The organism is Massilia sp. CFBP 13721, from assembly GCF_014842025.1.
GTDB lineage: Bacteria > Pseudomonadota > Gammaproteobacteria > Burkholderiales > Burkholderiaceae_D > Telluria.
Genome location: NZ_JACYUY010000010.1, coordinates 121,171 through 147,522, shown reverse-complemented (window position 1 = coordinate 147,522; position 26,352 = coordinate 121,171). Strand labels below are relative to the sequence as shown.

Sequence of the window (26,352 nt, the reverse complement as noted above, 5' to 3'; positions counted from 1 at the left end):
CGATGAGTATAGATGGCATGTATGCCGCCCACGCGGTGATCGTTGGCGGCAAGATCATCCGGCACGAGAACGGAGCCGATAACGATCACCGCGTGGACGGGGGACCCGTCCACCCTACAATAAAAAAGGGCGGCAACGCCGCCCTTCGAATCTCACCCCACCCGCCGGTACCACGGCAATTCACCCGGCAGCGCTTGGTAAGCCCCCGCATGTGCATCCCCCGGCCCCAGTTCGCGGTCGATCCCCAGCACGCCAAAACGCGCCAGGCTGTCGTGGAACAGGCGCAGCACGCGCTGGCGCAGCAGCGGGCCGAAATCGGCCAGGGCGCGGCGGCAAATGATGGCCTGGAACTCGTTGAACGAGGCATCGGTCACCAGGTTGTGGCCGGCCCAGGTGATGCGCGCGCGCAGGCGCGGCAGCAGGAAGGCGCGGCCATCGCGCACCTCGAGATGGTCCGCCAGCCGGCCAGTGCCGCCGCCCAGCAGGTAATCCTCCTGCAGCGCCGCCAGCGCGGCCGCGTCGATGCCGCGTTCAGTTCCCAATTCGCGTGCGTCGAGCAGCAGCTCGTCATTGGCCATGGTGGCAAAGATCTCGGTGCGCGCGAGCAGGCCTTCCTCATGCAGCAGGATCGCCAGCGTCCAGGCCTCGCCGATGCCGGCGCATTCGGCCAGCCAGACTTTCGGCACGGCCGCCGGCCGCAGCGACTTTCCCAGCACGTCGCGCGCCTCCCGTGCCCAGGCCGGATCGGCGAACACGCCGCTCCGTGCGGGCGCCAGCGCGCGCAGGACGACCGAGGCGGCGCCCGGCTCGTGCAGCACGCGCTCCTGCAGTGCGGAGACAGTCTTCAGGCCGCGTTCGGCCATGACCGCGAGCAGCTTGCGCCGCACCGGCGCGCGCTCGTAGTCGCGGAAATCGTAGCCGTGCCTTTGCAGTAGAGCTTCAAGCAATAGCTCGATCTCCAGCTCTTCTACCGCAAGCGAAGCCGCGAACCCTGTGAAGGCGGTCAATGCAGCCACACACGCATCAGCGACAGCAACTGCGCCACGTCGACCGGCTTGGTGATGTAGTCGGACGCGCCGGCGGCGATGCATTTGTCGCGGTCGCCCTTCATCGCTTTCGCGGTCAGGGTGATGATCGGCAGCGACTTGAACTTCGGAATCCGGCGGATCGCGCGCATCGTGTCGTAGCCGTCCATCTCCGGCATCATGATGTCCATCAGGACGATCTCGATGCTCGGATCCTTCTCCAGCACTTCGATGCCGTCACGGCCGTTCTCGGCGAACAGCACCTGCATCTGCTGGCGCTCCAGCAGCGAGGACAGCGCGAAGATGTTGCGCAGGTCGTCGTCGACGATCAGCACCTTGCGGCCCGCCAGGCCGCCGTCGAGCGCGTGGATCTCTTCCAGCATCTTGCGCTGCAGCTCGGGCAGCGACGCGTGCGAGCGGTGCAGGAACAGCGCCGTTTCGTCGAGCAGGCGCTCGGGCGAACGGGCGTCCTTGATGACGATGGTCTTGGCGTATTTCTTGAGCTTGGTGACTTCCTTGCGGTTCAGCTCCTGCGCGGTGTAGATCACGATCGGCAGGTCGCGCAGCGCCGGCTTCTTGCCGATCTGGTCGAGCAGGTCGAAACCCGAGATGTCCGGCAGGGTCAGGTCAAGCACCATGCAATCGAAATGCTGGGCGTCCAGCGCTTCGAGCGCGGCGGCGCCGGTTTCCACGGTCACCATGTTCAGGTCGCTGTCGCCGATCAGGTTCACGATCAGCTCGCGCTGGGCCATGTCGTCTTCCACCACCAGCAGGCTACGCTTGCCGCCGACCAGGAACTTCTGGATGCGCGCGAATTCCTCTTCCAGCACGTCGCGCTCGACCGGCTTGTTGAGGAAGGAGATCGCGCCCTGGCGCAGCGCGCGCTCGCGCTCGCGCAGGGCCGAGACCACGTGCACCGGGATGTGGCGGGTGCTCGGGTCGCGCTTGAGGCGGTCGAGCACCGTGAAGCCGTCGATGTCGGGCAGGTCGATGTCGAGCAGGATCGCCGATGGCAGGTAATCGCGCGCGAGGGACAGGGCCGAGTCGCCGCGGTGGGTGACGATGCCCTTGAAGTTCTTCTCGCGCGCCAGTTCGAGCACGGTCTTGGCGAAGCGGTCGTCGTCCTCGACGATTAGCACCGACGGGTCGCCCGGGGCGATCAGGCCGCGGTCGTCCAGCATCGACGCGTATTCGACCAGGTTGCTGTTGGTCGGCGCCTGCACTTCGATGGTGGCCACGGCGCCGCTGTCGCCGGCCCCGGCAGGGGCGTAGGTGATCGGTGCGGCCAGCGGCGCGGCGCTCGGCGCCACCAGACGGGCAGGCTGTGGCTGGCGGCTCGCTTCGTAGTTGATGAAGCCTGCGCGATTGTACGGCAGGTAGAGCGTGAAGGTGGAACCGACGTTGACGGTCGATTCGACGCGGATTTCGCCGCCCAGCAGCCGCGCCAGTTCGCGCGAAATCGACAGGCCGAGACCCGTGCCGCCGTACTTGCGCGCGGTCGAGCCGTCGGCCTGCTGGAACGCTTCGAAGATCAGCTGCAGCTTGTCTTGCGGGATGCCGACGCCGCTGTCGCTGACCGAGAACGCGAGCACCGCGTCCGCATGCAGCAGATGCGGGTGATCGGCCGTCCAGCCGCTGGTCACCAGGCTGATGTTCAGGGCGACCTGGCCATGGCTGGTGAACTTGAAGGCGTTCGACAGCAGGTTCTTCAACACCTGCTGCAGGCGCGTCGTGTCCGTCATCACGGCGGTCGGCAGGTTTTCCGCGAGGCCGACCTGGAAGCCGAGATGCTTGGCTTCGGCCATGTGGCGGAAGGTGCGGTCGACGTAGTTGCGCAGGTTGGCGAAGCGGTATTCCGACACGTCCAGCGTGACGGTACCCGACTCGATCTTCGACAGGTCGAGAATGTCGTTAATCAGGGTCAGCAGGTCGGAACCGGAGCCGTGGATGGTCTTCGCGAATTCGACCTGTTTCCCGGACAGGTTGCCTTCCGGGTTATCGGAAAGCTGCTGCGCCAGGATCAAGAGCGAGTTCAATGGCGTCCTCAGTTCGTGCGACATATTCGCCAGGAACTCGGACTTGTACTTCGAGGACAGCGCCAGCTGGGTCGCCTTTTCTTCCAGCGCCAGCTTGGCCTGCTCCACCTCGCGGTTCTTGCGTTCCACCTCGATGTTCTGCTCGGACAGCAGGCGCGCCTTTTCGGCCAGTTCCTGGTTGGTCTGCTGCAGTTCCTGGGCCAGCGACTGCGACTGGGTCAGCAGCGACTCGGTGCGGCTGTTCGCCTCGATCGTGTTCAAGACGACGCCGATCGATTCCATCAACTGGTCGAGGAAGGACAGGTGGGTTTCCGTAAAGCGATCGAGCGAAGCAATTTCGATCACCGCCTTGACCTGCTGCTCGAACAGGATCGGCAGCACCACGATGTTGTTCGGCGGCGCCGAGCCGAGGCCCGACGACACCACGATGTAATCGCGCGGCACGTCGGTCAGCCAGATGCGGGTTTTCTCCAGCGCGCACTGGCCCACCAGGCCTTCGCCCGGCAGGAAGGAGGTCGGCAGCTTGCGGTTGGAGCGATAGCCGTAGGAGGCAATCATGCGCAGGCGCGCGTCGGCTTCCTGCGAATCCATCATGTAGAACACGCCGTGGTGGGCCGAGACCAGCGGCGCCAGCTCCGAGAGAATCAGTTTCGTCACCGCGCCGAGGTCGCGCTGGCCCTGCAGCAGGCGCGTGAAGCGCGCCAGGTTGGTCTTCAGCCAATCCTGCTGCGCGTTCTTTTGCGTGGTTTCCTTCAGGTTGCGGATCATCTCGTTGATGTTGTCCTTCAGGTAGGACACCTCGCCGCGCGCCTCCACCTGGATCGAACGCGAGAGGTCGCCCCGGGTCACGGCCGTTGCCACTTCGCCGATCGCGCGCATCTGGTTGGTGAGATTCGCCGCCAGCTGGTTGACGTTTTCCGTCAAGTCCTTCCAGGTACCGGCAACGCCGGACACGTTGGCCTGGCCACCCAGCTTGCCCTCGGTACCCACCTCGCGGGCGACGCGCGTCACCTCGGACGCGAACGAGGACAGCTGGTCGACCATGACGTTGATGGTGTCCTTCAGTTCCAGGATCTCGCCCTTCACGTCGACGGTAATCTTCTTCGACAAGTCGCCGCGCGCCACCGCGGTCGTCACCGCCGCGATGTTACGCACCTGGCCGGTCAGGTTCGAGGCCATGAAGTTAACGTTGTCGGTCAAGTCCTTCCAGGTGCCGCCCACGCCCGGCACGTAAGCCTGGCCGCCGAGTTTACCCTCGGTACCCACCTCGCGCGCCACCCGGGTCACTTCGGATGCGAACGAGGACAGCTGGTCGACCATGACGTTGATGGTGTTCTTCAGCTCCAGAATCTCGCCCTTGACGTCGACGGTAATCTTTTTCGACAGGTCGCCGTTCGCCACCGCGGTGGTCACGTCCGCGATGTTACGCACCTGGCCGGTCAGGTTACCCGCCATCGAGTTCACGCCGTCGGTCAAGTCTTTCCAGGTACCTGCAACGCCGGGCACGTTGGCCTGGCCACCGAGGCGCCCCTCGGTACCCACCTCGCGCGCCACGCGCGTGACTTCCGATGCAAAGGAGTTCAGCTGGTCGACCATGACGTTGATGGTGTTCTTCAGCTCGAGAATCTCGCCCTTCACGTCGACCGTGATCTTCTTCGACAAGTCGCCGTTCGCCACGGCGGTGGTCACGTCGGCGATGTTACGCACCTGGCCCGTGAGGTTACCCGCCATCGAGTTGACCGAGTCGGTCAAGTCCTTCCAGGTGCCGGCCACGCCCTTCACCTGCGCCTGGCCACCGAGCTTGCCTTCGGTACCCACCTCACGGGCGACGCGCGTCACCTCGGAAGAGAACGACGACAACTGGTCGACCATGACGTTGATCGTGTTCTTCAGTTCGAGAATCTCGCCCTTGACGTCCACCGTGATCTTCTTGGACAGGTCGCCGTTCGCTACCGCGGTGGTCACGGTCGCGATGTTACGCACCTGGCCGGTCAGGTTCGACGCCATGAAGTTGACGTTGTCGGTCAAGTCCTTCCAGGTGCCGCCCACGCCCGGCACATAGGCCTGGCCGCCGAGTTTACCTTCGGTGCCGACTTCGCGCGCCACGCGCGTGACTTCGGATGCGAAGGAGCGCAGCTGATCCACCATGACGTTGATGGTGTCCTTCAGTTGCAGGATCTCGCCGCGCACGTCGACCGTAATCTTCTTCGACAAGTCGCCGTTCGCCACCGCGGTGGTCACTTCCGCGATGTTACGCACCTGCGAGGTCAGGTTACCCGCCATCGAGTTGACCGAGTCGGTCAAGTCCTTCCAGGTACCGGCCACGCCTTTCACCTGCGCCTGGCCGCCGAGTTTACCCTCGGTGCCGACCTCGCGCGCCACGCGCGTGACTTCGGACGAGAACGAGGACAGCTGTTCCACCATTGTGTTCGCGGTGGTGGCGGCGCGCAGGTACTGTCCCTTCAACGGGTGGCCGTCGACTTCGAGCGCCATGGTCTGCGACAGATCGCCCTTGGCCACGGCGCCGATGACGCGCGCCATCTCGGTGGTCGGGCGCACCAGGTCGTCGATCAGGGAGTTGACCGAGCTGATCAGGGTGCTCCAGCCGCCGACCACGCCCGGCACATCGGCGCGCTGGGTCAGGTGGCCCTCGCGGCCGACGACGCGCGACACTTCGGTCACGGCTTCGACCATCTTCGACTTGGTCTCGATGATGTCGTTCAGGGTGTCCGCAATCTTGCCCGACACGCCAGTCCAGTCGGAAGGCATGCGTACCGAAAAGTCGCCCTTTTTCAGGGCCATCAGCGTTGCCAGCAGGAGCTTGACGTCCAGCTGTTCGGCCATGTCGGTCATTGTGTTCATCGACGTGTAATCCTTGTTTTGGAAAGTGATACGGCGTTCTTGTCGTCGCGATGGCTTGCCGCTTCGCGCAGGGGAAACTGTTAATAGGAAACAAGCGAAAAGTGGAAACGATACGCTTGTGTCGGATCAAGTCAAGCTCTGTAACAGAATAAATATTGCAATTTGGAACTTTAAATAGCGTGCGCGGGAGGGTAGCGGAAATTAATTTTCCGTGGCGCACGCCAGAATTGTGAATGTTGGTTATCGTTGTGAAATTACTACAAAAAATAGCTGACTATAGGTTCAATACCCTTGCTAGAATTGCTAGTACGCATGGGTTTTGGGCCATGTCATCCGCATAAACAGTTCTATCCGACCTGGCGAGCGAGCGCTATGATTGAAACTGCACAGTTAGTGCAGCTGCTGGAGGCAAAGGACGCCGCACAATGGCGCCGGGGCCTGTTCGATCTGGCCGCCTCGTTCGGCTTCGAACAGGCCTTGTTCGGCGTGGTGCATTCACGCCACGCCCAGTTCGAGAATGCTTTTCTGGAGAGTAATTATTCACCGCAGTGGCGCGAACACTACGATGCCGAACGGCTGGCCTATGTCGATCCCACCGTCAGCCATTGCCTGACCAGTAACCTGCCGATCATCTGGCAGCCGGAAACCTTCAATACGAAAGAGGGCCACGCCCTGTACGAAGAAGCCAGCGGCTACGGCATTCGTACCGGCGTGACGCTGCCGATCCATGGCCCGGGCGGGGAGGTCGGCATGCTCAGCCTGGCCAGCGACGCCGCGCCCGGTAAGGGATTCGCGCGCGAGGCGGCGCGCAGCCTGGCCGAACTGACCCTGATCCGCGACTACGCGTTCGCATCCTCGGTCCAGTTCCTTCACCAGGGCGGTGGTGAAGCGGTGCCGCGCCTGACCCGGCGCGAGCTGGAAGTGCTCAACTGGGTCATGGCGGGCAAATCATCGTGGGAAATCTCGATGATCACCCGCTGTTCGGAAGCGACAGTCAATTTTCACCTGGCCAACGTGCGCCAGAAATTCAATGTCAACACCCGCCAGCAGGCGGTCGTGAAGGCAATCTCGCTGGGCCTGCTCAACCCTGAAGATCGCCATCGTTGAGCTTGCCGTTGACGTAGAGCTTCAACAGGATTGCCACCGGCGCCGGAATGGCCAGGCCGGTTTCGAAGCGGCTGCCGCTCGACTGGGTGACGCCGAAACGGCCCCAGAATTTTTCCTGGCTTTCACGCTTACTGATGCGGAACTGGCGCAGGTCGGCATGCGGCGCCCGCATGGACATTGGCATCGGCGCAGCATGGGACGCACTCGGGCGGGAGAGCATGGATTCGCTGATGTAATCGTTTGGCATGGCCGATCTCCTTGGTTACCTAGTTATTCGGGGTGAAAAACCTAGTATTCCACTGTGTCACTTCCTAGCCACCTAGCAAACTTGCTAGTACCAAATGTGCCCGAATTGCATGACGCTTCATGCCTGTCGCATAGGTTTTTTTGTCAATAAAACAGGGAGAACGACATGGCACTGCAAATTAATATCGCAGCACGGCGCGAGTTCCCATCCCGTGACTTGTGGGAGATGCACACCTTGCGCGCAAAAGTATTCCAGGGCCGGCTCGGCTGGGAAGTGCCAGTGATGTCGGGGATGGAAATCGACGGCTACGACGCGCTCGATCCCCATTACATGATGATGCGCGAGCCGGGCGCTGGCATCCTGCGCGGTTGCTGGCGCCTGTTGCCGACCGAAGGCCCGTACATGTTGAAGGATTCGTTTCCGCAATTGCTGCACGGCCAACCCGCGCCCTGCGACGAACATATCTGGGAGTTGTCGCGCTTTGCCATCGAAACCGGCGGCAGCGACCACTTCGGCTTTTCCGAGATCACGATGGAATCGTTCGCCGCGATCCTGCGCTATGGCCACGAGCGCGGCATCGAACGCTATGTGACGGTGACCACGACCGCGATGGAACGCCTGCTGCGCCGCGGCGGCATCGTCACCGAGCGCCTCGGGCCGCCGGTGGTGATCGGGGTCGAGACCGCGGTTGCGCTGTATGTGGATATCGAGGCGACGTGCGCGGTGTTGTTCAACAAGCGGCTGGCGAGCTAAAAGGTACTACGGACGGCGGTGCACCGTAGGGTGGGCTCTCGAGCCCACGCGTTCATGCCCCGGTATACCCGGACGTTGATTTTCACCGTAAAGGATGGAAACCTCGGTCGGGTGTGTAGGAGCCGCATCCGCGTGGGCACGAGTGCCCACCCTACGGTGCGCTACGGTCGATGGTCCTTTTGACCTAGCCACTCAGCTCCAGCCGCATCATCTGCTCCATCCGCGCCGAACCCGGGCGTTGCGGCTCGGTTTCGCCGGTGGCGCGAAAACCGGCGCGCTCGTACAGCCTGCGCGCGGCCTCGTTGCCGCAGACGACGCCGAGCTGCATCGTACTGGCACCGCGGCCGCGCGCCCAGGCCAGCGCCGCGTCGAGCAGGGCGCCGGCGACACCGAGTCCGCGCGCTTGCGGCGCCACCCACACCTGGAACAGGTTCACGCGCAGCGGGTCGCCCGCATCGACCTTGGTCCAGGCGAGGCCCACCGCGGTGCCGGCAACAACCGCGACCAGCGGCAGGTCGCGCCCTGAAGTCGCGCCCAGGTTCAGGCGCCAGGCCCAGTCGGTGTCGCTGCGCGCCGCTTCCTCGGCCAGCGTGCTGCCGAAAGCGGCCGGGGCCTCGGCCAGCGCGCGCAGGCGCAGGTCGCGGTACAGCGGCCACTCGTGCGCCGCCAGCATGCGCACCGCCACGAGAGCATCTTGCACGTCTAGCGCCCTCATGCCAGCTGCCTGCGCAAGAACGAATAGGTCAGCGCCCACATGCGCGCCTGCTGGGTGTTGTTGGCCGCGCCGGCGTGGCCGCCCTCGGTGTTTTCCCAGTACAGCACGGCGTGGCCCTGCGCTTCCATCAGCGCCGCCATCTTGCGCGCATGGCCCGGGTGCACGCGGTCGTCGCGGGTCGAGGTCGTGAACAGCACCGCCGGATAGTGCTTGTCCTTGAACACGTTGTGGTAGGGCGAGTACTTGCCGATGAATTCCCACTGCGCCGGGTCGTCCGGGTCGCCGTACTCTCCCATCCACGAGGCGCCGGCCAGCAGCGTGTGGTAGCGCCGCATGTCCAGCAGCGGCACCTGGCACACCACCGCGTTGAACAGGTCGGGCCGCTGGGTGAGGGCGGCGCCCACCAGCAGGCCGCCATTGCTGCCGCCCATGATGCCGAGGTGGCGCGGGCTGCTGACCTGGCGCCGGATCAGGTCCCTGGCCACGGCCAGGAAATCGTCGAAGGCCTTCTGGCGCCGCTCCTTGAGCGCCGCCTGGTGCCAGCGCGGGCCGAATTCACCGCCGCCGCGGATGTTCGCCAGGACGTAGACGCCACCTCCCTCCAGCCAGCCGGCGCCGATCATGCCGCTGTAGGCGGGTTTCAGCGACACCTCGAAGCCGCCGTAACCGTAGAGCAGGGTCGGATTGGTGCCGTCGAGTTTCGCGTTGCGCCCCATGACGACGAAGTAGGGCACCAGCGTGCCGTCCTTCGACTTCGCCTCGAACTGGGACACGGTGTACGGCGCCGGGTCGAACCAGGCCGGCATCGCCTTCAGGCGATCGCGTTCGTCACTGCCGACGCGGCCAAGGTACAGCGTGGTCGGGGTCAGGAAGTCGGTCACGGTGAGGAAGTAGTCGTCCGAATCGATCTCGTCGAGCACGGATACGCCCAGGGTGCCGATGCCGGGCGTGGCAACCTCGCGCCTGGCCCAGGCCCCGTGCTCGCGGCGCAGTTCGACCAGGCGGTTCTTGACCTTGTCGAGCACGGTCAACAGCAGGGCGGAGCGGGTGGCCGCCACGCCGTCGAGGGAACTGGTGGCGGTCGGCGTGAACAAGGCCTCGAAATCGCGTTCGCCGCGCAGGAAGCGGTCGACATCGATGGCCAGCAGGCTGCCCTGCGGCCAGGTGCGCGCGCCGACGGTCCAGTCGGAGCGCAATTCGACCAGCAGCTGGTCGCGCACCGCGTAGGCGTTGGCGTCGTCCGGCTTGTCGATCTTGCGCAGCTTGTTGGGAAACTGCGCTTCGCGCAGGAACAGTTCGCTGCTGTAGAAGCCGATCTGGCGCGTGACGAATTCGCGCTCGAAACCCGGCGTCAGGTCCTTGCGCGCCGAGGCCGACAGGTCGTCAAAACCCGCTTCGAATACGAGGCGCGCATCCTGCAGCGGCGTGCCGCGTTTCCATTCCTTGACGATGCGCGGATAGCCGGAGGCGGTCATGCTGCCGGGACCGAAGTCGGTCGCGACGAACAGCGTGTCGTGGTCGATCCAGGCCACGCTGCTTTTCGCTTCAGGCAGGGCGAAGCCGCCGGCCACGAAGGCGCGCGCGTCGAGGTCGAATTCGCGCACCACGTCGGCGTCGCCGCCGCCGCGCGAGAGCGAGACCAGGCAGCGCGTGCCGTGCGGTTCCAGGTAGCGTACGCCGGCCCAGACCCAGTTGTCGCCTTCGCTGCGCGCCAGCGCATCGAGGTCGATCACGGTGTCCCAGCGTGGCGCGTCCTTGCGGTACTCATCGAGCGTGGTGCGGCGCCAGATGCCGCGCTCGTGCGCCGCGTCGCGCCAGAAGTTGTACAAATAGTCGCCATGGCGGCCGACGTAGGGGATGCGTTCCTTCGCATCGAGGATGCCCTGCAGGCGCGCGCGCAGCGCATCGTGGGCAGGGCCGCCGAGCGCTGCTTCCGACACCGCATTGCGGGCGCGCACCCAGTCCAGCGGCCGCGCGCCGCCGACGTCTTCCAGCCAAGCATATGGATCGGGTGCTGCCGATCCGGGATCACCCTGTGCTGCCGCTTTCTGCATCTGCCATCCTCGCTGCCGCGCGCCCCGATGGCGCGCCGATGACGTATATTATCAACAATCTTTCCCTGTCCAAGGTGCGCAACCAGCGATGGCCCTCTCGATCACCCGCAGCATAGGCGCGGCCGCCGGCGCGCGCGGCACCACGCGCGTCGTGCTGTGGGGAGCGGGCCTGTGGCTGGCGCTGCTGGTGGGGGCGATCCTGCACATGGCCGCCTCGCGCGCAGTCGAAGAAGAAGCCCGGCGCCGCTTCGAGAACGGCGCGCGCGCCACCCAGGAGCGCCTGGCCGTCACCATCAAGTCGTATACCGACGTCACGCGCTCGCTGGTGGCGCTGTTCGCGGCCGGCGACAGCCCGGTCACGCGGCTGCAGTTCCACCGTTACGTGAAGGCGCTCGACTTGCGCCGCAACTACCCGGCGGTCGATGCGGTGACCTACACCGAGATTGTGCGCGATGCCGAACGCGCCGCCTTCGAGGCCAGGGTGCGCGAGGACACCAGCGTCGATCCGAAGGGCTATCCCGGCTTCGCCATCACGCCGCCCGGACGCCGTCCTACCTACACCGTGCTGACCTATATCGAGCCGCCGGCCATGATGGACGGGAAGCTCGGGTTCGACATCGCCGCCAACCGGGCGCCGGCCGCCGCCATGGCGCAGGCGCGCGACCTTGGCGGCATCAGCGCCTCGGGCCATCCCATTGTGGTCCACAGGCCGACGCCGCACATCGCCCTGAACATGCGCGCGCCGGTCTACCGCGGCGGCGCGGCGCCGGCCACGGTGGCTGCGCGCCGCGCCGCCTATGTCGGCGGGGTCGGCGTGTCGTTCTCGGTGCCGGCCCTGGTCGAGGGCGCGCTCGGCAGACATGCCGGGGACCCGATGGCGCTGGCGCTGTTTGCCGCCCGTCCCGGCCAGGCAGGCGCGCCGCTGGCCGTGGGCTCGAACGACCGCCTGCTGTACGGCGACGGTAGCGTGCGCACGCGCGTGTTCGACGATGCCGCCAGCTTCCGCGCGGTGCTCCCGGTCGACTTCGGCGGCAGCCTGTGGAAGGCCCATTTCAGCGCCCCCAAGAGCGTCATGTACCAGGACCTCGACAGCCGCCTGCCGCTGATCGCGCTGGCGGTCGGCTTTGCGGCCACGCTGCTGGTCTACAGCCTGTTCCTGTCGCTGTACTGGTCGCGCCGCGGCGCCATCGAGCAGCGCACCCTGCTCGACACGGTGCTCGACAACCTCGACGCCTTTGTGTACATGAAGGACCGCGACCGCCGCTTTCGCTATGTGAACGCGAAGACGGCGCAGGCGCTCGGACGCAGCGTGGAGCGCATTGTCGGCCTTATCGACCGCGACGTGATGCCGGCCGACCTGGCCGACGCCGCCTGGGAGCGCGCACGCACGGCCTTCGACGGCACCCGCCGCGCCAGCCAGGTCGAGGTGGTGCTGTCCGACGGCGTGCCGCGCCAGCTATGGGAAGTGAAGGTGCCGCTGCGCGTCGATGGCGACGTCGCCAGCGTGCTGTGCGTGGCCACCGACGTCACCGAACTGCACCAGCTGAAAGCCGCGGCCGACGCCGCCAACCAGGCGAAAAGCGACTTCCTGTCGAACATGAGCCACGAGATCCGCACGCCGATGAACAGCATCATCGGCATGACCCACCTGGCCCTGAAGGCGGCGCAAGGGACCACCAACGAGCCGAAGCTGCGCGATTACCTGGACAAGATCTTCCACGCGGGCCAGCACCTGCTGGGGATCATCAACCATATCCTCGACTTTTCGAAAATCGAGGCCGGGCGCCTCGAGCTGGAACTGCGCGACTTCCGCCTGGAGTCGCTGATGCACAACGTCGAGACCCAGCTCGGCGACGCCGCGCGCGCCAAAGGGCTGCGCCTCGAGTTCGACGTCGCGCCGCAACTGGCGCGGCCGCTGCGCGGCGATCCGCTGCGCCTGGAGCAGGTGCTGCTCAATTTCGTCGGCAACGCCATCAAGTTTTCCGAACACGGCACGGTGGCGGTGCGTGCGCGCGCCAGCGGCAGCGTCGACGCGTCCGCCGGCGAAACCCTGGTGCGTTTCGACGTCGAAGACCGCGGCATTGGCATCGACCCGGATGCGTTGGCGCAGCTGTTCGCGCCCTTCCACCAGGCCGATCCTTCGACCACGCGGCGCTACGGCGGCACCGGGCTGGGGCTGGTGATCAGCAAGCAACTGGCCGAACTGATGGGCGGCGAGGCCGGCGTCGAGAGCGAGCCGGGACGCGGCAGCACTTTCTGGTTCACGGCGCGCCTGGGGCAGGGCGGGGTACAGGAAGCGCCGCCGCCGGCCGCGGCGGGCACGCAGCGCCTCGACGGTGCGGCCATCCTGCTGGTCGAGGACAATGCCTTCAGCCAGCAGGTCGGGCGCGAACTGCTGGAGCATGCGGGTGCGTCGGTCGTCGTCGCCGGCAACGGCAGCGAGGCGCTCGATGCCTTGCGGTTTCAGCGCTTCGATTGCGTGCTGATGGACGTGCAGATGCCGGTGATGGACGGTTTCGAGGCCACCCGCCGCATCCGCGCCGACCCGCTGCTGCGCGATACGATGGTGATCGCGATGACGGCCAACGCCGGAGTGGAAGACCAGGCGCGCTGCATGGCGGCCGGCATGAACGCATTCCTGACCAAGCCGGTGGTGCCCGCGCAGCTGGCGGCGGCGATCGCGCAGGCAATCGGCCGCGGCGCCGGTCCGGCGCAGGAGGCGCAGGAGGAGCAGGATAGCGCGGGCGATCCGCCACCGGACCCCGGCGTCGCAGGCGCGCCCCTGTTCGACACCGCCGTGCTTGCCGCCACCTTCGGCGACGACCCCGCGAAAATGCGCAAGTTCGCCTTCATGTTCCTCGACAGCGCGCGCGACGGCCTGGCCGAGATCGACGTCGCACTGGCGGCGGGCGACCTCGCGCGCGCCGCCGCTGTCGCGCACCGCCTGAAATCCTCGGCGCGGGCGGTGGGCGCGCTCGGCTTCGCCGACCTGTGCGCGGAACTCGAGCGCCAGCACGCGGACAAGAACGAGGACAAGCGCGAGCAAGCTCAGGCAAAAGCCCTGGGAACCCGTCTGCACAGCATCTTTGCGCGCCTCGAACGGCAGGTCGCAGCGGAACTTGGCGCGCGCGCCACGGACGGGCGCTGACCTTGCCCGTGCCCGTCCTGTGCCTTTCTTTGCGCCCGCAAAGAGAGTATCCTCTTGCGCCTGAGCTCTCCAATCCACCATCTCCGATGTCCTCCACGATCACCCCCGGCCTCCTGATTTTGCACGGCAACCAGATGGAAATGCTGCGCGAAGCCGTCTTCGACTGGCTGCGCCGGCACCCGCTCGGGCCGCTGGAGCAGGAAACGATCCTGGTGCAATCGAACGGTTTCGCCGAATGGCTGAAAATCGCGCTGGCCGAGGAACTCGGGGTGTGCGCCGCCACGCGCGTGGCGCTGCCGGCGCGCTTCCTGTGGGAAGCCTACCGCGCCATGCTCGGGCGCGAACGGGTGCCCAGCCGCTCGCCCTTCGACCGCGATCCGCTGACCTGGCGCCTGATGCGCTTGCTGCCGACGCTGCTCAAGGAACCGGTGTTCGCGCCGCTGACGCATTTTCTCGGCGACGGCTGCCCGGAACGGCGCCTGCAACTGGCCGAGCGTTTGTCCGACCTGTTCGACCAGTACCAGGTGTACCGCGCCGACTGGCTGACCGATTGGGAAATCGGGCGCGACCAGTTGCGCCGGCCGAACGCCGACCCGCTTCCGATGGCGCCCGACCAGCTGTGGCAGGCGCGCCTGTGGCGCGCGGTGCACGAGAGCGTGCCGCCGATGCAGCGCGGCAGCGGCCGCGCCGCGATCCACGAAGTGTTCGTCACCAAGATCCTGTCCGGCGATCCACCCTCGGGGCGCCTGCCGCGGCGCGTGGTGCTGTTCGGGATGTCGGCCCTGCCATACCAGACCCTGCAGGCGATCGCCGCGCTGTCGCGCCACACCCAGGTGCTGCTGGCGGTGCCGAATCCCTGCCAGTTCTACTGGGGCGACATCATCGAGGGCCGCGAGCTGCTGAAGGCCGCCCATAAACGCCAGCCGGCGCGCGGCGGCGTCGACCTGGCCACGCTGCCGATCGAGGAGCTGCACGCGCACAGCCACCCGCTGCTGGCGAGCTGGGGCCGCCAGGGGCGCGACTTCGTGCGCATGCTCGACGAATTCGACAACGAAGAAGGCCGCCCGGAGACTGAGGGCATTACCAAACTTCGGCTCGATTTGTTCTCGGACGGCGACGGCGACACGCTGCTGCAGCAGGTGCAGGCGGCGGTGCGCGACATGCGTCCGCTCGACGAGCATCCGCACGAACCGCCCGCGCCCGGCGACCGTTCGATCGAATTCCACGTCACCCACAGCACCCAGCGCGAGGTCGAGGCCCTGCACGACCAGTTGCTGTCGTGGTTCGAAGGAGATCCGAGCCTGCGTCCGCGCGACATCGTCGTCATGGTGCCGGACATCGACACCTTCTCGCCCGCGATCCACGCCGTATTCGACCAGCACAAGCGCAGCGACCCGCGCCACATCCCGTTCGAGATCGGCGACACGCGCGACCGCAGCGTCAACCCGCTGCTGGTCGCGCTCGAATGGCTGCTGCGCCTGCCGCAGCAGCGTTGCCGCCAGAGCGAAATCCGCGACCTGCTCGACGTGCCGGCGGTGGCCGCGCGCTTCGGCGTGCACGAGGACGACCTGCATACGCTGGGCGCCTGGATCGACGGCGCCGGCGTGCGTTGGGGCCTGGACAAGGAACACCGCGCCGGCCTCGGCCTCGGTGCGGCCGGTGAGCAGAACGCCTGGATCTTCGGCGTGCGGCGCATGCTGCTCGGTTACGCCAGCGGCGCCGGCGCGCGCTTCGGCGACATCGAGCCCTACGGCGAAGTCGGCGGGCTGGATGCCGCGCTGGCCGGTTCGCTGGCCCAGTTCGTCGAAGCCCTGCTCGAGTGGCGCGGCCGCCTGGCGCAGCTGCGCACGCCGGCCGAATGGGTGGTGCAGGCGCGCGCGCTGCTGCTGTGCTTTTTCGACGGCCGCGAGGAGGGCGACCGCCTGACGCTGGCCCAACTGGGCGAAGCGCTCAATTGCTGGCTCGAGATGACCGACGCGGGCGGCTTCGATGAACCGGTGCCGCTCGCGGTGCTGCGCGAAGCCTGGCTCGGCCAGATCGACCAGCCGACCCTGAACCACCAGTTCGTCTCGGGCGGCGTCACCTTCTGCACCCTGATGCCGATGCGCGCGGTGCCGTTTCGCGCCGTCTGCCTGCTCGGCATGAACGATGGCGACTTCCCGCGCCGCACCCCGCAAAACGACTTCGACCTGCTGGCCTTGCCCGGCATGAGCCGCCCCGGCGACCGCTCGCGCCGCGACGACGACCGCTACCTGATGCTCGAAGCGCTGCTCGCCGCGCGCGACAAGCTGTACTTGAGCTGGGTCGGGCGCAACGTGCGCGACAACAGCGAGCAGCCGGCCTCGGTGCTGGTGGCGCAGCTGCGCGACTACCTGCACGCCGGCTGGAACGTCGACCTGGCCACGCTCACGACCGAACACGCGCTGCAGCCGTTCAGCCGCCGCTATTTCGAGGAGGGCGGTTTGCTGACCTATGCGCGCGAATGGCGCACGGCCCATGGCCAGGACGGTGGCGAGGCCGGCGACGGCATCGACACGCTGCCGCGCTACGAACTCGAACCCGACTTCCGCCTGAAGCTGTCCGACCTTGCCAGCTTCGTGCGCCAGCCGGCGCGCTACTTCTTCCGCCGCCGCCTGGCCGTGGTGTTCAATGCGGCCGAAGTGATTGGCGAGGACGAGGAACCGTTTTCGCTGGACGCGCTGGAACGCTACTTCCTGGAAGACAGCCTGCTCGACGACCTGGGCCAGGCCGAGCCCTTGGGCGAAGTGCGCCAGCGGCTGGAAGAGCGCGCGCAGCGGCTGGCGCGCGAAGGCGTGCTGCCGATCGGCCTGGTCGGGCGCCAGTGGCAGCAGCAGTTGGTCGACGGCCTGGTGCCGGTGCGCAGCAGCTGGCTGGCCCTGGGGGCGCGCTTCCCCGAAGCCGCGCCCAAGTTGGCGATCAGCCTGGATTTTGACGGCCTGGTGCTGGAAGACTGGATCGACCGCCTGCGCAGCGACGGGGAGCAGACGGCCTGGCTGATGCAGACCTCGTCCAAGGTGCTCGACAAGAAGGGCGCGCCGCGCGGCGACAAGCTGATCGTGCCCTGGCTGCGCCAGCTGGCGGCCAGCGCCGCCGGGGCCAGCTTCACCGGCTACCTGGTGGCGCGCGACGCGCTGGTGACGATGGCGCCGATTGATCGTGAGGAAGCGCTGGCGGTGCTGGGCAATATCGTCTGGCTGTGGCAGCGCAATCTCGACGCGCCCTTGCCGGTCGCCTGCAAGACCGCGCTGGCGGAGTTGGCGAAGGGCGATGCCCGCGCCACCTACGACGGCAAGCACGACGCCAGGGGCGAGGTGGAGGGCGAACCTTGTCTTGCGCGCCTGTGGCCGGAGTTCGCGCAGCTGGTCGGCGCTGGCGGCTGGCCCGACCTGGCGCAGGACTTGTACGGTGGGCTTGTGGACTGGATGACCAGGCATATCGAGGTCGCGCAGCATGCCGGGGCAGCGTCGGAGGAAGCGCAATGAGCCGCCTGCTCGACGCCTTGACCTTCCCCCTGCACGGCTCGCGCCTGATCGAGGCCAGCGCCGGCACCGGCAAGACCTGGACCATCGCCGCCCTCTACCTGCGCCTGGTGCTCGGCCACGGCGGCGCCGACGCCTTTGTCCGGCCCTTGTTGCCGGCGCAGATCCTGGTGATGACCTTTACCCGCGCCGCCACGCGCGAATTGTCCAACCGGGTGCGCGAGCGCCTGGTCGGCGCCGCCGCCTATTTCCGCGGCGAGGCGAAAGAGTCCGATCCCTACCTGGAAACCCTGGCCGCCGGCTACGGCACGGACAGCGAACGCCAGATCGCCGCGCACCGCCTGGTGCTGGCCGCCGAGACGATGGATGAAGCGGCCATCTTCACGATCGACGCCTGGTGCCAGCGCATGCTGCGCGAGCACGCCTTCGATTCCGGCAGCCTGTTCGACGAGGAGCTCGTCAGCGACGAGCGCGCGCTGTTCGAGGACGCGGCCCACGACTATTGGCGCCAGCACGTCTATCCGATGGACAGCGATTGCCTCACCGCGCTGCTGGCCTGCTGGCGCGACGTCGGCGCCATGAAGGCGGACGTGCGCGACCTGGTCGGGCGCACCGCCACGCTTGGCATGGCCGACCCGGAACCGCTGGCCAGCCTGGTCGAACGCACCCAGCGCAGCCTGGCGCTGGAACTGGCGCGCGTGAAATCGGGCTGGGCCGGACGCATCGACGAGATGGAGCGCTGGATCGCCGCGCAGCGCGACATCGATCCGAAGGCCTTTAACGGCAGCAAACTGCGCCAGGACTGGACCACCAACTGGTTCGCCGCGCTGCGCACCTGGGCCGGCGACGCCACACTGGTCGCGCCGGCGCTCACCGACGCCGCCTGGAACCGCCTGACGCCGCACGGGATCGAAGGCGCCTTCGGCAAGGGGTTCCACGCGGTCGTGCCGGAATGCTTCGGCTGCACCGACAGCCTGCGCGAAGCGCTGGCCGCGATCGAACCGCTGCGCCATGCGCTGTTGCGCCACGCGGCCGGCCACATCGCGCGCCGGATGCAGGAGCTCAAGGCGCGCAACCGCCAGTTCGGCTTCGCCGACATGCTGGCGCGCCTGAAGGAAGCGCTCGAAGGCGCCAACGGCGAAGCGCTGCGCCAGCGCATCGTGAACCAGTTCCCGGTCGCGCTGATCGACGAATTCCAGGATACCTCGCCCGACCAGTACCGCATCTTCGACCTGCTGTACCGGGTCGAGGCCAACGATCCGGAGCAGGGCCTGCTCCTGATCGGCGACCCCAAGCAGTCGATTTACGGTTTCCGCGGCGCCGACATCCACAGCTACCTGGCTGCGCGCAGCGCCACCGAGGGACGCCACTACCAGCTCGGCACCAACTACCGCTCCACCGCCGCGCTGGTCGAGGCGGTGAACCAGCTGTTCCGCTATGCCGAAGGCCATGGCGAACATCCGGGCCACGCCGCCGGCGCCTTCCGCTTCCGCCGCGGCCCGGTCAATCCGCTGCCCTTCGAGGCGGTGCGCGCCGCCGGCCGCGGCGCTCACCTGGTCGGCGTCGAGGGACCCTACCAGGCGCTGGCGCTGTGCACCACCGCCCAGGAAGACATGAAGGCGGACGAACACCGCGCCTTCTTCGCCGGCCACTGCGCCGAGCACATCGTCGGCTTGCTCAACGATCCGCAGGTCGGTTTCGCCGAACCCGACCCGGAAGCACTGGGCGGGCGCTTCGTGCGCCTGCAGCCGGCCGACATTGCCGTGCTGGTGCGCGACCGCAAGGAGGCGGCCGCCGTGCGCCAGGCGCTGGCGCGGCGCAAGGTCGCCAGCGTCTACCTGTCCGACAAGGATTCCGTCGTCGAGAGCGAAGAGGCGGCGGACGTGCTGCGCTGGCTGTATGCGGTCGCCAGCCCGCTCGACGGCACCCTGGCGCGCGCCGCGCTGGCCACGCGCACGGCCGGCTTGCCGCTGGCCGACCTGGCCAGGCTCTCGGGCGACGAAACGGTCTGGGAAGAGCGGGTCGAGCAATTGAAAGCCCTGCACGCAACCTGGCAGCGCCAGGGCGTGCTGGCCATGCTGCGCCGCTTCATCCATGAACTCGGCCTGCCGGCGCGCCTGTTGCGCGAGGCGGGCGGCGAGCGCCGGCTGACCAATCTGCTGCATCTGGCCGAACTGCTGCAGGAAGCAAGCACCCAGCTCGACGGCGAGCAGGCGCTGATCCGCTGGTTCGCCGAGCAGATCGAAGGCCTGGGCGAGGGCGGCGACGAGCGTGTGCTGCGCCTGGAAAGCGACGCCAAGCTGGTGAAGGTCATCACCGTGCACAAGTCGAAGGGCCTGGAATACCCGCTGGTCTACCTGCCGTTCGCGGCCAGCGTGCGCAAGACCGACCGGCGCCGGCGCAGCTTCTTCGAATACATGGGCGAGGATGGCGGCCGGCGCATCGACCTGGCGCTGACGGAAGAAGCGATGGCGGCGGTCGACCGCGCGCGCCTGGAAGAGGATCTGCGCTTGCTGTATGTCGCGCTGACGCGCGCGCGCTACTTCCTGTGGCTGGGCGTGGCGGCCGTGGCCAGCCGCAAGAAGGACGAGAACAGCCTGCACGAGTCGGCCCTCGGCTACCTGATGAGCGGCGGCGCGCCGGTACCCACCAGCATGGTGGAGGAACACCTGGAACGCCTGCGCGGCAATTGCGCCGGCATTCACCTGTACACGCTCGACGTGCTCGATCCGCCCGACGGCTGCACGGTGCTCGACCGCGTCGAGGACCGGCCAGCGCTGGTGGAAGCGGCGCCCTTCGAGGCCGACTTCGAACGCAACTGGGCGGTCGGTTCCTTCACCTCGATCACGCGCCACACCACCGCGCCGCCGATGCGCGCGGCCGAGGAAACGCTGCTCGAAGACGAGGAACCGGCGCCGGCCCTGCGCACCGAAGACGCGCCCTGGCATCGCTTTCCGCGCGGCTCGGTGCCGGGCAACTTCCTGCACGAGCAGCTCGAATGGATCGGGCAGGAAGGCTTCGACGCGATCGACGATCCGCATTTCGATGCGCGCCTGGCGCAGCGCATCGAACGCGCGGGCTGGGGCCACCGGCTCGAGGATGCGACCGCCTGGCTGCGCACCGTGGTCGCCACGCGCCTGCCGCCGATCGGCGCCAGCCTCGCCGAGATCACCGAGACGCTGCCGGAGATGGAATTCTGGTTCCCCAGCGAGGGCCTGGACCTGGCCGCGCTCGACCGCCTGTGCCGCCGGCGCCTGCTGGGCAAGACCGTGCGTCCGTTGCTGCCGGAACGCGAGCTGCACGGCATGCTCAAGGGCTTTGCCGACCTGGTGTTCGAACACCAGGGCAAATACTGGGTACTCGACTACAAATCGAACGCGCTCGGCCCGAACGATGCTGCTTACACAAAACGGGCGATGGAAGAGGGGATGGCCGGCCATCGCTACGACATCCAGGGGGCGATCTACATGCTGGCCCTGCACCGGCTCTTGCGCAGCCGCCTGGGCGAGCACTACGACCCGGCGCAGCAGCTGGGCGGCGCCGTGTTCCTGTTCCTGCGCGGGATCGCCAACACCACGACGCACGGCTGCTGCCTGCTCGAACCGGACGTCGAACTGCTCGACGGCCTCGATCAACTGCTGGGAGGCTGACGCATGAAGCATGACGCACACACTGCCGTCGCCTTGTGGGAAGAAGCGGCGCGCCTGACGGAGGCCGGCGAACTGCGGCGCCTCTCGAGCGCCTTTGCCCGGTTCGTCGATTCGCTGGGCCCCGTCGCGCCGCCGGTGCTGCTGGCGGCGCTGGTGCTGTCCGAACTCGAGGGACGCGGCCACAGCTGCCTGCAAATGGCCGACCTGGCACATGATCCGGCCGGACTGCTCGGCTGGACCCGGGAAGCATGGCAGGCGCTGGCCGGCACGGTCGCGCCGCTGCCGAAAAACGCCAAGGCCTGGGCCGCCCAGCTGGCGGCCTGCGAACAGGTCTGGCAGGTAGGCGAATTCGATTTCGGCGCGCCGCTGGTGTTGGACGGCGAGCGCCTGTATCTGCGCCGCTACTGGCGCGACGAAACGCTGGTGGCGAACAGCATTCGTGAACGCGCCGCCGCCACGCATCCGGTCGAAGCAGCCCAGGCGCGTACCTGGCTCGACCTGCTGTTCGCGTCGCAGCGCGCCTCGGCGAAACCGGACTGGCAGAAGCTGGCCTGCGCGGTGGCCCTGCGCGGCTCGGTCGCAATCATCACCGGCGGCCCCGGCACCGGCAAGACCTATACGGTGGCGCGCCTGCTGGCGCTGCTGTTCGCGGTCGCCCCGGACGCGGCCCGGCAGCGCATCGCGCTGGCCGCGCCGACCGGCAAGGCCGCGGCACGCCTGAAGCAGTCGATCGACAAGGCGCTGACCGACCTCGCCGAGCGCGTCGGCGAAGCGCTGCCGCTGCGCGAGCTGACCAGCCGCATGGGCGCTGCGCGCACCCTGCACAGCCTGTTGGGCGCGCGCCCCGACACCCGCAGCTTCGCCCACCACGCCGGCAATCCGCTCGAGGTCGACGTGCTGATCGTCGACGAAGCCTCGATGGTGCACCTGGAGATGATGGCTTGCCTGCTCGACGCGCTGCCCGCGGGCGCCACCCTGATCCTGCTGGGCGACAAGGACCAGCTGGCCTCGGTCGAAGCCGGCGCCGTGCTGGGCGACCTCTGCCACGACGCCCAGTCCGGCGGCTACAGCCGTGCAACCGCCGACTACGTGTTCGACGCCAGCGGCGAGGAACTGCCGCCCGAATTCCTCGGTACGGCCGGACCGCTGGCCCAGCAGACCGTGATGCTGCGCCACAGCCGCCGCTTCGGCGGCCCAATCGGGCAGCTGGCGCTGGCCGTGAATGCCGGCGATGCGCCCGCCTCGGAAGCGGTGCTGCGCGCCGAAGGCGAAGGCGCGCTGCGCTGGATCGAAGGCGCGCACCAGCACCAGGTCGTGAGCCTGGCGCTGGCGGGCTACCAGCCCTATCTCGAACTGCTGCGTGCCGGCCCGGGTGCGGACCATGAGGACTGGGTCCGCGCCGTCTTGCAGCGCTTCGAAGCCTTCCGCATCCTGTGCGCGGTGCGCGAAGGGGAGTGGGGCGTGGCGGGCCTGAACACGGCGATCGAGGCGAGCCTGCAGACGGCCGGCCTGCTGCGCCGCGCCGGCGAATGGTATGCCGGGCGTCCGGTCATGGTGACCCGCAACGACTATGGCACCCGCGTCTTCAACGGCGACATCGGCCTGACCCTGGCCGACCCGGCACGCCCCGGTTCGCTGCGCGTCTACTTCCTCGAAGGCGACGACGTACGCAGCGTGCTGGCCACGCGCCTGCGCAGCGTCGAGACGGCGTTTGCGATGACGGTCCACAAGTCGCAGGGCTCCGAGTTCAGCCACACGGTGCTGGTGCTGCCCGAAGACCGCCACGGCATCCTCACGCGCGAACTGGTCTACACAGGTATCACCCGCGCCAGCGCGCAATTCACGCTGGTGACGCCGCACGGGTCGGTGCTGGCCGAGGCGGTGGCGCGACGGACGCACCGGGCGAGTGGCCTGCGTCATTTGATCGAGCGCTGAAAAGCCCCGGCGGTAGGGTGGACGGCTTTACCGCCGACGCTTGCCGGCCGTGGTCTCGTGGCCGTCCACGCGTTCGGTGAACTGGTGCGATGATCTCCCTGGTACGGAACGCGTGGGCGGCGCACACGTCGCGTCGACGCATGCTATCCGGTGGAGCCGACCGCCCTACACGCGCGTACTGGTCCTGAAAGTAGGGTGGACCGGGCGGCGAACCGCTTTGTCCACGCGTTACCTGTGCCCAGCCTGCGGCTTGCCTCACAGCGTTCCGACCGTGCCGGCGTTGCACCGCGTACGCTCGAGAGCGCACCCTACAAAGACGTGTTATCCGGCCAGTCCCTTGCGCACGAGCTCATCGACCAGCCAGTTCATGTCGACCCCACGCTCTTTCGCCAGCGCCTGCAACTGCGCCACCAGTTCGCCATTCAATTTGACCGCAAACGGCACCAGCCCCAGCGCGCGGTCGCGCTCACGCTGTTCGCGCTTGTCGACCGGCGCGGCATCCGCGGCGCCGAAGCTGGCGTTGCGCGCGCCCATCTGGTTCATGATTTTCTTGGCGTCGCTCTTGGCAAGGTCGGTTTTTTTCATTGGAAGCTCTCGTGTTGTTCGCCGCATTCTACCCGTAATGCACAATCGACAGCGCAGCCGGGCGATAACAGCCATAAGCAAATCGCATAAGCCAGATATCGAACAGACTTATAGCCGAAATGCGAAACCGAAATTGGATTTATATCTGCCAATGCCCTACACTGACTTCATCGATCAAATATCACTGACACAGGAGCAGCCATGGATGCCATTTTGAATTCGTTTCACCGCTTTGACACCCCGATCACCTCCGCACGCGTGAAGACTTTCCTGCGCCGCGCTTTCGAGCTGGCAGGCGCACCGTACGCGGACGGCCACTCGGCGCCGCTGTAATTCCCGAGTTTCGGGAGCACGCATGAAAAAACCGCCAGCAGGCGGTTTTTTTTTCGTCGTTACGGTCCCGCAGGCCCGCAAATTCAACCGATCAATTGCGGCGCTTGCGCACGACCACGACCTTCTTCTTGGTCGCCACCACCTTGGCCTTGCTGCGCACGCCAGCCTTGACCTTGACCTTGACCTTGACGACGCGGCCGCTGGCGGCCTTGATGCGCGCGCCACCGCTGCTGGCGGCGATGCGCGGGGCGCGGCTGCCTGCTTTCATGACGCGCGACGAACGCGCCGCCTTGGCGATGCGCGCCACCGGTGCCTCTTCGCCGGCGATGTAGCGGCGCACGTTGAGGGCGTCGAGGATGCGCGCCGACGAAGCGCCGGCGTTGAGCAGCACCATGGTCGCGTTCTTGCCGCCGGCCTTGATGCTCATGATCAGGCAGCGGCCCGCTTCCTGGATGTAGCCGGTCTTCGACAGGCCGATGTCCCAGCCCTTGGCGCCAACGAGGCGGTTGGTGTTGTGGTATTCGACTTCACGGCCATTGATGCTCACCAGGTTCTTGGCATCGGTGGTGCGGTCGGTGATTTCCTTGTAATGGGAGGCGGCCTGCGCCATCTTGACCAGGTCGGCCGCGGTCGAGCGGTTGTTCGGCGACAGGCCGGTCGGCTCCTCGATCACGGTATTGCTCATGCCGAGGGTGGCGATCTTGCGCCGCACCGCGGCCTTGAATGCCGGCAAGCCGCCCGGGTAGGTGCGGCCCAGCGCGGCGGCGGCGCGGTTGTCCGAGGACATCAAGGCCAGCTGCAGCACGTCGCCGCGCGGGATGCTGGCGCCGACCGGCACGCGCGAGGTGCTGTGTTTCAGGGTATCGACGTCGCTGCGGTCGATCTCGATCAGCTCGTTCATGTCCTGCTTCGCGTCGAGGATGACCATCGCGGTCATCAGCTTGGTCAGCGAAGCGATCGGCACGACCGCGCCGGCATTCTTTTCCAGCAAAATCTTGCCGGTGTCGTCTTCGACCACCAGCACCGATTGCGATCCGAACGGCACCGCGATGGCGGCAGCAGACGAGATCGACAACAGGGCGGCGGCGAGCAGTTTTTTGATCATGGATGTCAGGGTAGGTGTCGGATTGAAGGCCAGGCGCTGGGGAGGCGCGGCGTTATCTTGCTATAGGGCACATCAGAAGAGTGGACGATAGCATTGACATTTCCTCGTGTCTATGGCGCACGGACGAAAACCGACCTCAACTGTGAAATTTCGAGACAAAAAAGGCCCTGCGGTGTCGCAGAGCCTTTCTAGACAAGCAATTACGTCGCTTATTTGCGAATTTACGCGAAGTTCAGACGCGCGCGTCGCTGCTTACTTCGACTGGTAGATCTTGTCGAATTCGCCGCCATCGTCGAAGTGGACTTTCTGGGCATTGCGCCAGCCGCCGAACAGTTCGTCGACCGAGAACAGGCTGATCGGCTTGTAGTTGCCTGCAAACTTTTTCATTACCGCTTCGTTACGCACGCGCATGAAATGCTTGGCGCCGATTTCCTGGCCGGCCGGCGAATACAGGAAGTTCAGGTAAGCCGTTGCCTGCTTGCGCACGCCGCGGCGGTCGACCACCTTGTCGACCACGGCCACCGGCGACTCGGCCAGGATCGACACGCTCGGGTAGACCACCTCGAAATTGTCGCCGAACTCGGCGCGCACCATGCTCACTTCGTTTTCGAAAGTCACCAGGGCATCGCCGATCTGGCGCTGGGTGAAGGTGGTGGTCGCGGCGCGCCCGCCCGCGTCCAGGATCGGCACGTTCTTGAAGATGCGGCCGACCAGCGCGCGCGCCTGGGCTTCGGTGCCGCCCTTTTGCTTCAGCACCGAGCCCCAGGCCGCCAGGTAGGTGTAGCGGCCGTTGCCGGCGGTCTTCGGGTTCGGGATGATGACTTGGACGCCCGGCTTGGCCAGGTCTTCCCAATTCTTGATGCCTTTCGGATTGCCTTTACGGACCAGGAACACCATGGTCGAGTAGTAGGGCGCCGCGTTGTTCGGGAATTTCTTCGCCCAGTCCTTGGCGACCAGTCCGCGGTCGGACAGCATGTCGATGTCGTTGGCCTGGTTCATCGTCACCACCGACGCTTCCAGGCCATCGGCTACGGCGCGCGCCTGCTTGCTCGAGCCGCCGTGCGACTGCTTGATCGTCACGGTTTCGCCCGTGCTCTGCTTCCAGCTCGCGATAAAGGCCGGATTGACGTCCTTGTACAATTCGCGCGCGACGTCGTAGGAGACGTTGAGCAGTTCGAGCGAGGCGGCGCTGGCCGACAGGGGCAGGGCGGCGCCCACGGCGAGCGCGAGGATCCAGCGGCGCAGCGGTAAGAATGGGGTGCTTGGCATATTTTTCTCGCTTTTTAAATACAATGGG

The 26,352-nt window shown here is 66.8% G+C and carries 15 protein-coding genes; 7 read left to right on the top strand and 8 right to left on the bottom strand.

All coding sequences use genetic code 11. The features are described 5' to 3' along the window. Positions 1–152 precede the first annotated feature (152 nt). Together IFT60_RS11920 and IFT60_RS11915 are read right to left on the bottom strand one after the other, a co-directional pair. Positions 153–947, bottom strand: a complete 795-nt coding sequence (locus IFT60_RS11920) for a CheR family methyltransferase (RefSeq protein WP_229510821.1) — start codon at positions 945–947, stop codon at positions 153–155. Between the two features lie 56 nt (positions 948–1,003). Continuing rightward, entirely contained in the window at positions 1,004–5,923 is a 4,920-nt protein-coding gene (locus IFT60_RS11915) for a HAMP domain-containing protein (protein WP_192052191.1), read from the bottom strand. Between the two features lie 372 nt (positions 5,924–6,295). Between IFT60_RS11915 and IFT60_RS11910 the strand changes: the two genes are divergently transcribed. Then, a complete protein-coding gene (locus tag IFT60_RS11910; protein WP_192052190.1) occupies positions 6,296–7,030 on the top strand; it encodes a helix-turn-helix transcriptional regulator in 735 nt (244 codons plus the stop codon). On the opposite strand, the gene IFT60_RS11905 is transcribed toward IFT60_RS11910, so the two are convergent. Beyond that, entirely contained in the window at positions 7,005–7,277 is a 273-nt protein-coding gene (locus IFT60_RS11905) for a helix-turn-helix domain-containing protein (protein ID WP_374000756.1), read from the bottom strand. The two genes, IFT60_RS11910 and IFT60_RS11905, sit on opposite strands and share 26 nt — an antisense overlap. A 165-nt stretch (positions 7,278–7,442) precedes the next feature. Between IFT60_RS11905 and IFT60_RS11900 the strand changes: the two genes are divergently transcribed. Continuing rightward, on the top strand, positions 7,443–8,030 hold the full coding sequence (locus tag IFT60_RS11900; protein WP_192052189.1) for an acyl-homoserine-lactone synthase: 588 nt from the start codon (positions 7,443–7,445) through the stop codon (positions 8,028–8,030). A gap of 184 nt (positions 8,031–8,214) precedes the next feature. On the opposite strand, the gene IFT60_RS11895 is transcribed toward IFT60_RS11900, so the two are convergent. Together IFT60_RS11895 and IFT60_RS11890 are read right to left on the bottom strand one after the other, a co-directional pair. Beyond that, complete coding sequence (locus IFT60_RS11895; RefSeq protein WP_374000758.1) at positions 8,215–8,730, bottom strand: GNAT family N-acetyltransferase; 516 nt, start codon at positions 8,728–8,730, stop codon at positions 8,215–8,217. An 11-nt stretch (positions 8,731–8,741) separates the two neighbouring features. Further along, the gene (locus tag IFT60_RS11890; protein ID WP_192052187.1) at positions 8,742–10,799 is read right to left on the bottom strand and encodes a prolyl oligopeptidase family serine peptidase; all 2,058 of its coding nucleotides are present in this window, start codon (positions 10,797–10,799) and stop codon (positions 8,742–8,744) included. An 88-nt stretch (positions 10,800–10,887) separates the two neighbouring features. Between IFT60_RS11890 and IFT60_RS11885 the strand changes: the two genes are divergently transcribed. The 4 genes from IFT60_RS11885 to recD all read left to right on the top strand — a co-directional run bounded on the left by IFT60_RS11885 (position 10,888) and on the right by recD (position 23,032). Continuing rightward, positions 10,888–13,947 carry a CHASE domain-containing hybrid sensor histidine kinase/response regulator family protein gene (locus IFT60_RS11885; RefSeq protein ID WP_192052186.1) on the top strand — a complete coding sequence of 1,020 codons (3,060 nt, stop codon included), beginning with the start codon at positions 10,888–10,890 and terminating at the stop codon, positions 13,945–13,947. An 86-nt stretch (positions 13,948–14,033) separates the two neighbouring features. Then, positions 14,034–17,450 (top strand): exodeoxyribonuclease V subunit gamma, encoded by a 3,417-nt coding sequence (gene recC, locus IFT60_RS11880; protein ID WP_192052185.1) that lies wholly within the window; start codon positions 14,034–14,036, stop codon positions 17,448–17,450. Beyond that, positions 17,447–21,097: an exodeoxyribonuclease V subunit beta gene (recB, locus tag IFT60_RS11875; protein ID WP_192052184.1), complete on the top strand. Its 3,651-nt coding sequence runs from the start codon at positions 17,447–17,449 to the stop codon at positions 21,095–21,097. The genes recC and recB overlap by 4 nt, the downstream gene beginning before the upstream one ends. Positions 21,098–21,100: 3 nt before the next feature. Further along, positions 21,101–23,032, top strand: coding sequence for an exodeoxyribonuclease V subunit alpha (gene recD, locus IFT60_RS11870; RefSeq protein ID WP_192052183.1), 1,932 nt, complete (start codon positions 21,101–21,103; stop codon positions 23,030–23,032). 321 nt (positions 23,033–23,353) lie between these two features. Here recD and IFT60_RS11865 read toward each other — a convergent pair whose 3' ends face one another. Next, complete coding sequence (locus tag IFT60_RS11865) at positions 23,354–23,617, bottom strand: hypothetical protein (protein ID WP_192052182.1); 264 nt, start codon at positions 23,615–23,617, stop codon at positions 23,354–23,356. Positions 23,618–23,818: 201 nt separating this feature from the next. Here IFT60_RS11865 and IFT60_RS26810 point away from each other — a divergent pair, with 201 nt between their 5' ends. After that, positions 23,819–23,950 carry a hypothetical protein gene (locus IFT60_RS26810; protein WP_267874588.1) on the top strand — a complete coding sequence of 44 codons (132 nt, stop codon included), beginning with the start codon at positions 23,819–23,821 and terminating at the stop codon, positions 23,948–23,950. A 91-nt stretch (positions 23,951–24,041) separates the two neighbouring features. On the opposite strand, the gene IFT60_RS11860 is transcribed toward IFT60_RS26810, so the two are convergent. Then, positions 24,042–25,055, bottom strand: coding sequence for a serine hydrolase (locus IFT60_RS11860; RefSeq protein ID WP_192052181.1), 1,014 nt, complete (start codon positions 25,053–25,055; stop codon positions 24,042–24,044). A 252-nt stretch (positions 25,056–25,307) separates the two neighbouring features. Then, positions 25,308–26,324, bottom strand: coding sequence for a sulfate ABC transporter substrate-binding protein (locus IFT60_RS11855; protein ID WP_192052180.1), 1,017 nt, complete (start codon positions 26,322–26,324; stop codon positions 25,308–25,310). Between the last annotated feature and the right edge of the window lie 28 nt (positions 26,325–26,352).

What these genes read in the sequence shown, in the direction of transcription:
- IFT60_RS11915 (WP_192052191.1), bottom strand. Translation starts at nt 5,923, where the DNA reads ATGAACACAATGACCGACATGGCCGAACAGCTGGACGTCAAGCTCCTG.
- IFT60_RS11910 (WP_192052190.1), top strand. Translation starts at nt 6,296, where the DNA reads ATGATTGAAACTGCACAGTTAGTGCAGCTGCTGGAGGCAAAGGACGCC.
- IFT60_RS11905 (WP_374000756.1), bottom strand. Translation starts at nt 7,277, where the DNA reads ATGCCAAACGATTACATCAGCGAATCCATGCTCTCCCGCCCGAGTGCG.
- IFT60_RS11900 (WP_192052189.1), top strand. Translation starts at nt 7,443, where the DNA reads ATGGCACTGCAAATTAATATCGCAGCACGGCGCGAGTTCCCATCCCGT.
- IFT60_RS11890 (WP_192052187.1), bottom strand. Translation starts at nt 10,799, where the DNA reads ATGCAGAAAGCGGCAGCACAGGGTGATCCCGGATCGGCAGCACCCGAT.
- IFT60_RS11885 (WP_192052186.1), top strand. Translation starts at nt 10,888, where the DNA reads ATGGCCCTCTCGATCACCCGCAGCATAGGCGCGGCCGCCGGCGCGCGC.
- recC (WP_192052185.1), top strand. Translation starts at nt 14,034, where the DNA reads ATGTCCTCCACGATCACCCCCGGCCTCCTGATTTTGCACGGCAACCAG.
- recB (WP_192052184.1), top strand. Translation starts at nt 17,447, where the DNA reads ATGAGCCGCCTGCTCGACGCCTTGACCTTCCCCCTGCACGGCTCGCGC.
- recD (WP_192052183.1), top strand. Translation starts at nt 21,101, where the DNA reads ATGAAGCATGACGCACACACTGCCGTCGCCTTGTGGGAAGAAGCGGCG.
- IFT60_RS11865 (WP_192052182.1), bottom strand. Translation starts at nt 23,617, where the DNA reads ATGAAAAAAACCGACCTTGCCAAGAGCGACGCCAAGAAAATCATGAAC.
- IFT60_RS26810 (WP_267874588.1), top strand. Translation starts at nt 23,819, where the DNA reads ATGGATGCCATTTTGAATTCGTTTCACCGCTTTGACACCCCGATCACC.
- IFT60_RS11860 (WP_192052181.1), bottom strand. Translation starts at nt 25,055, where the DNA reads ATGATCAAAAAACTGCTCGCCGCCGCCCTGTTGTCGATCTCGTCTGCT.
- IFT60_RS11855 (WP_192052180.1), bottom strand. Translation starts at nt 26,324, where the DNA reads ATGCCAAGCACCCCATTCTTACCGCTGCGCCGCTGGATCCTCGCGCTC.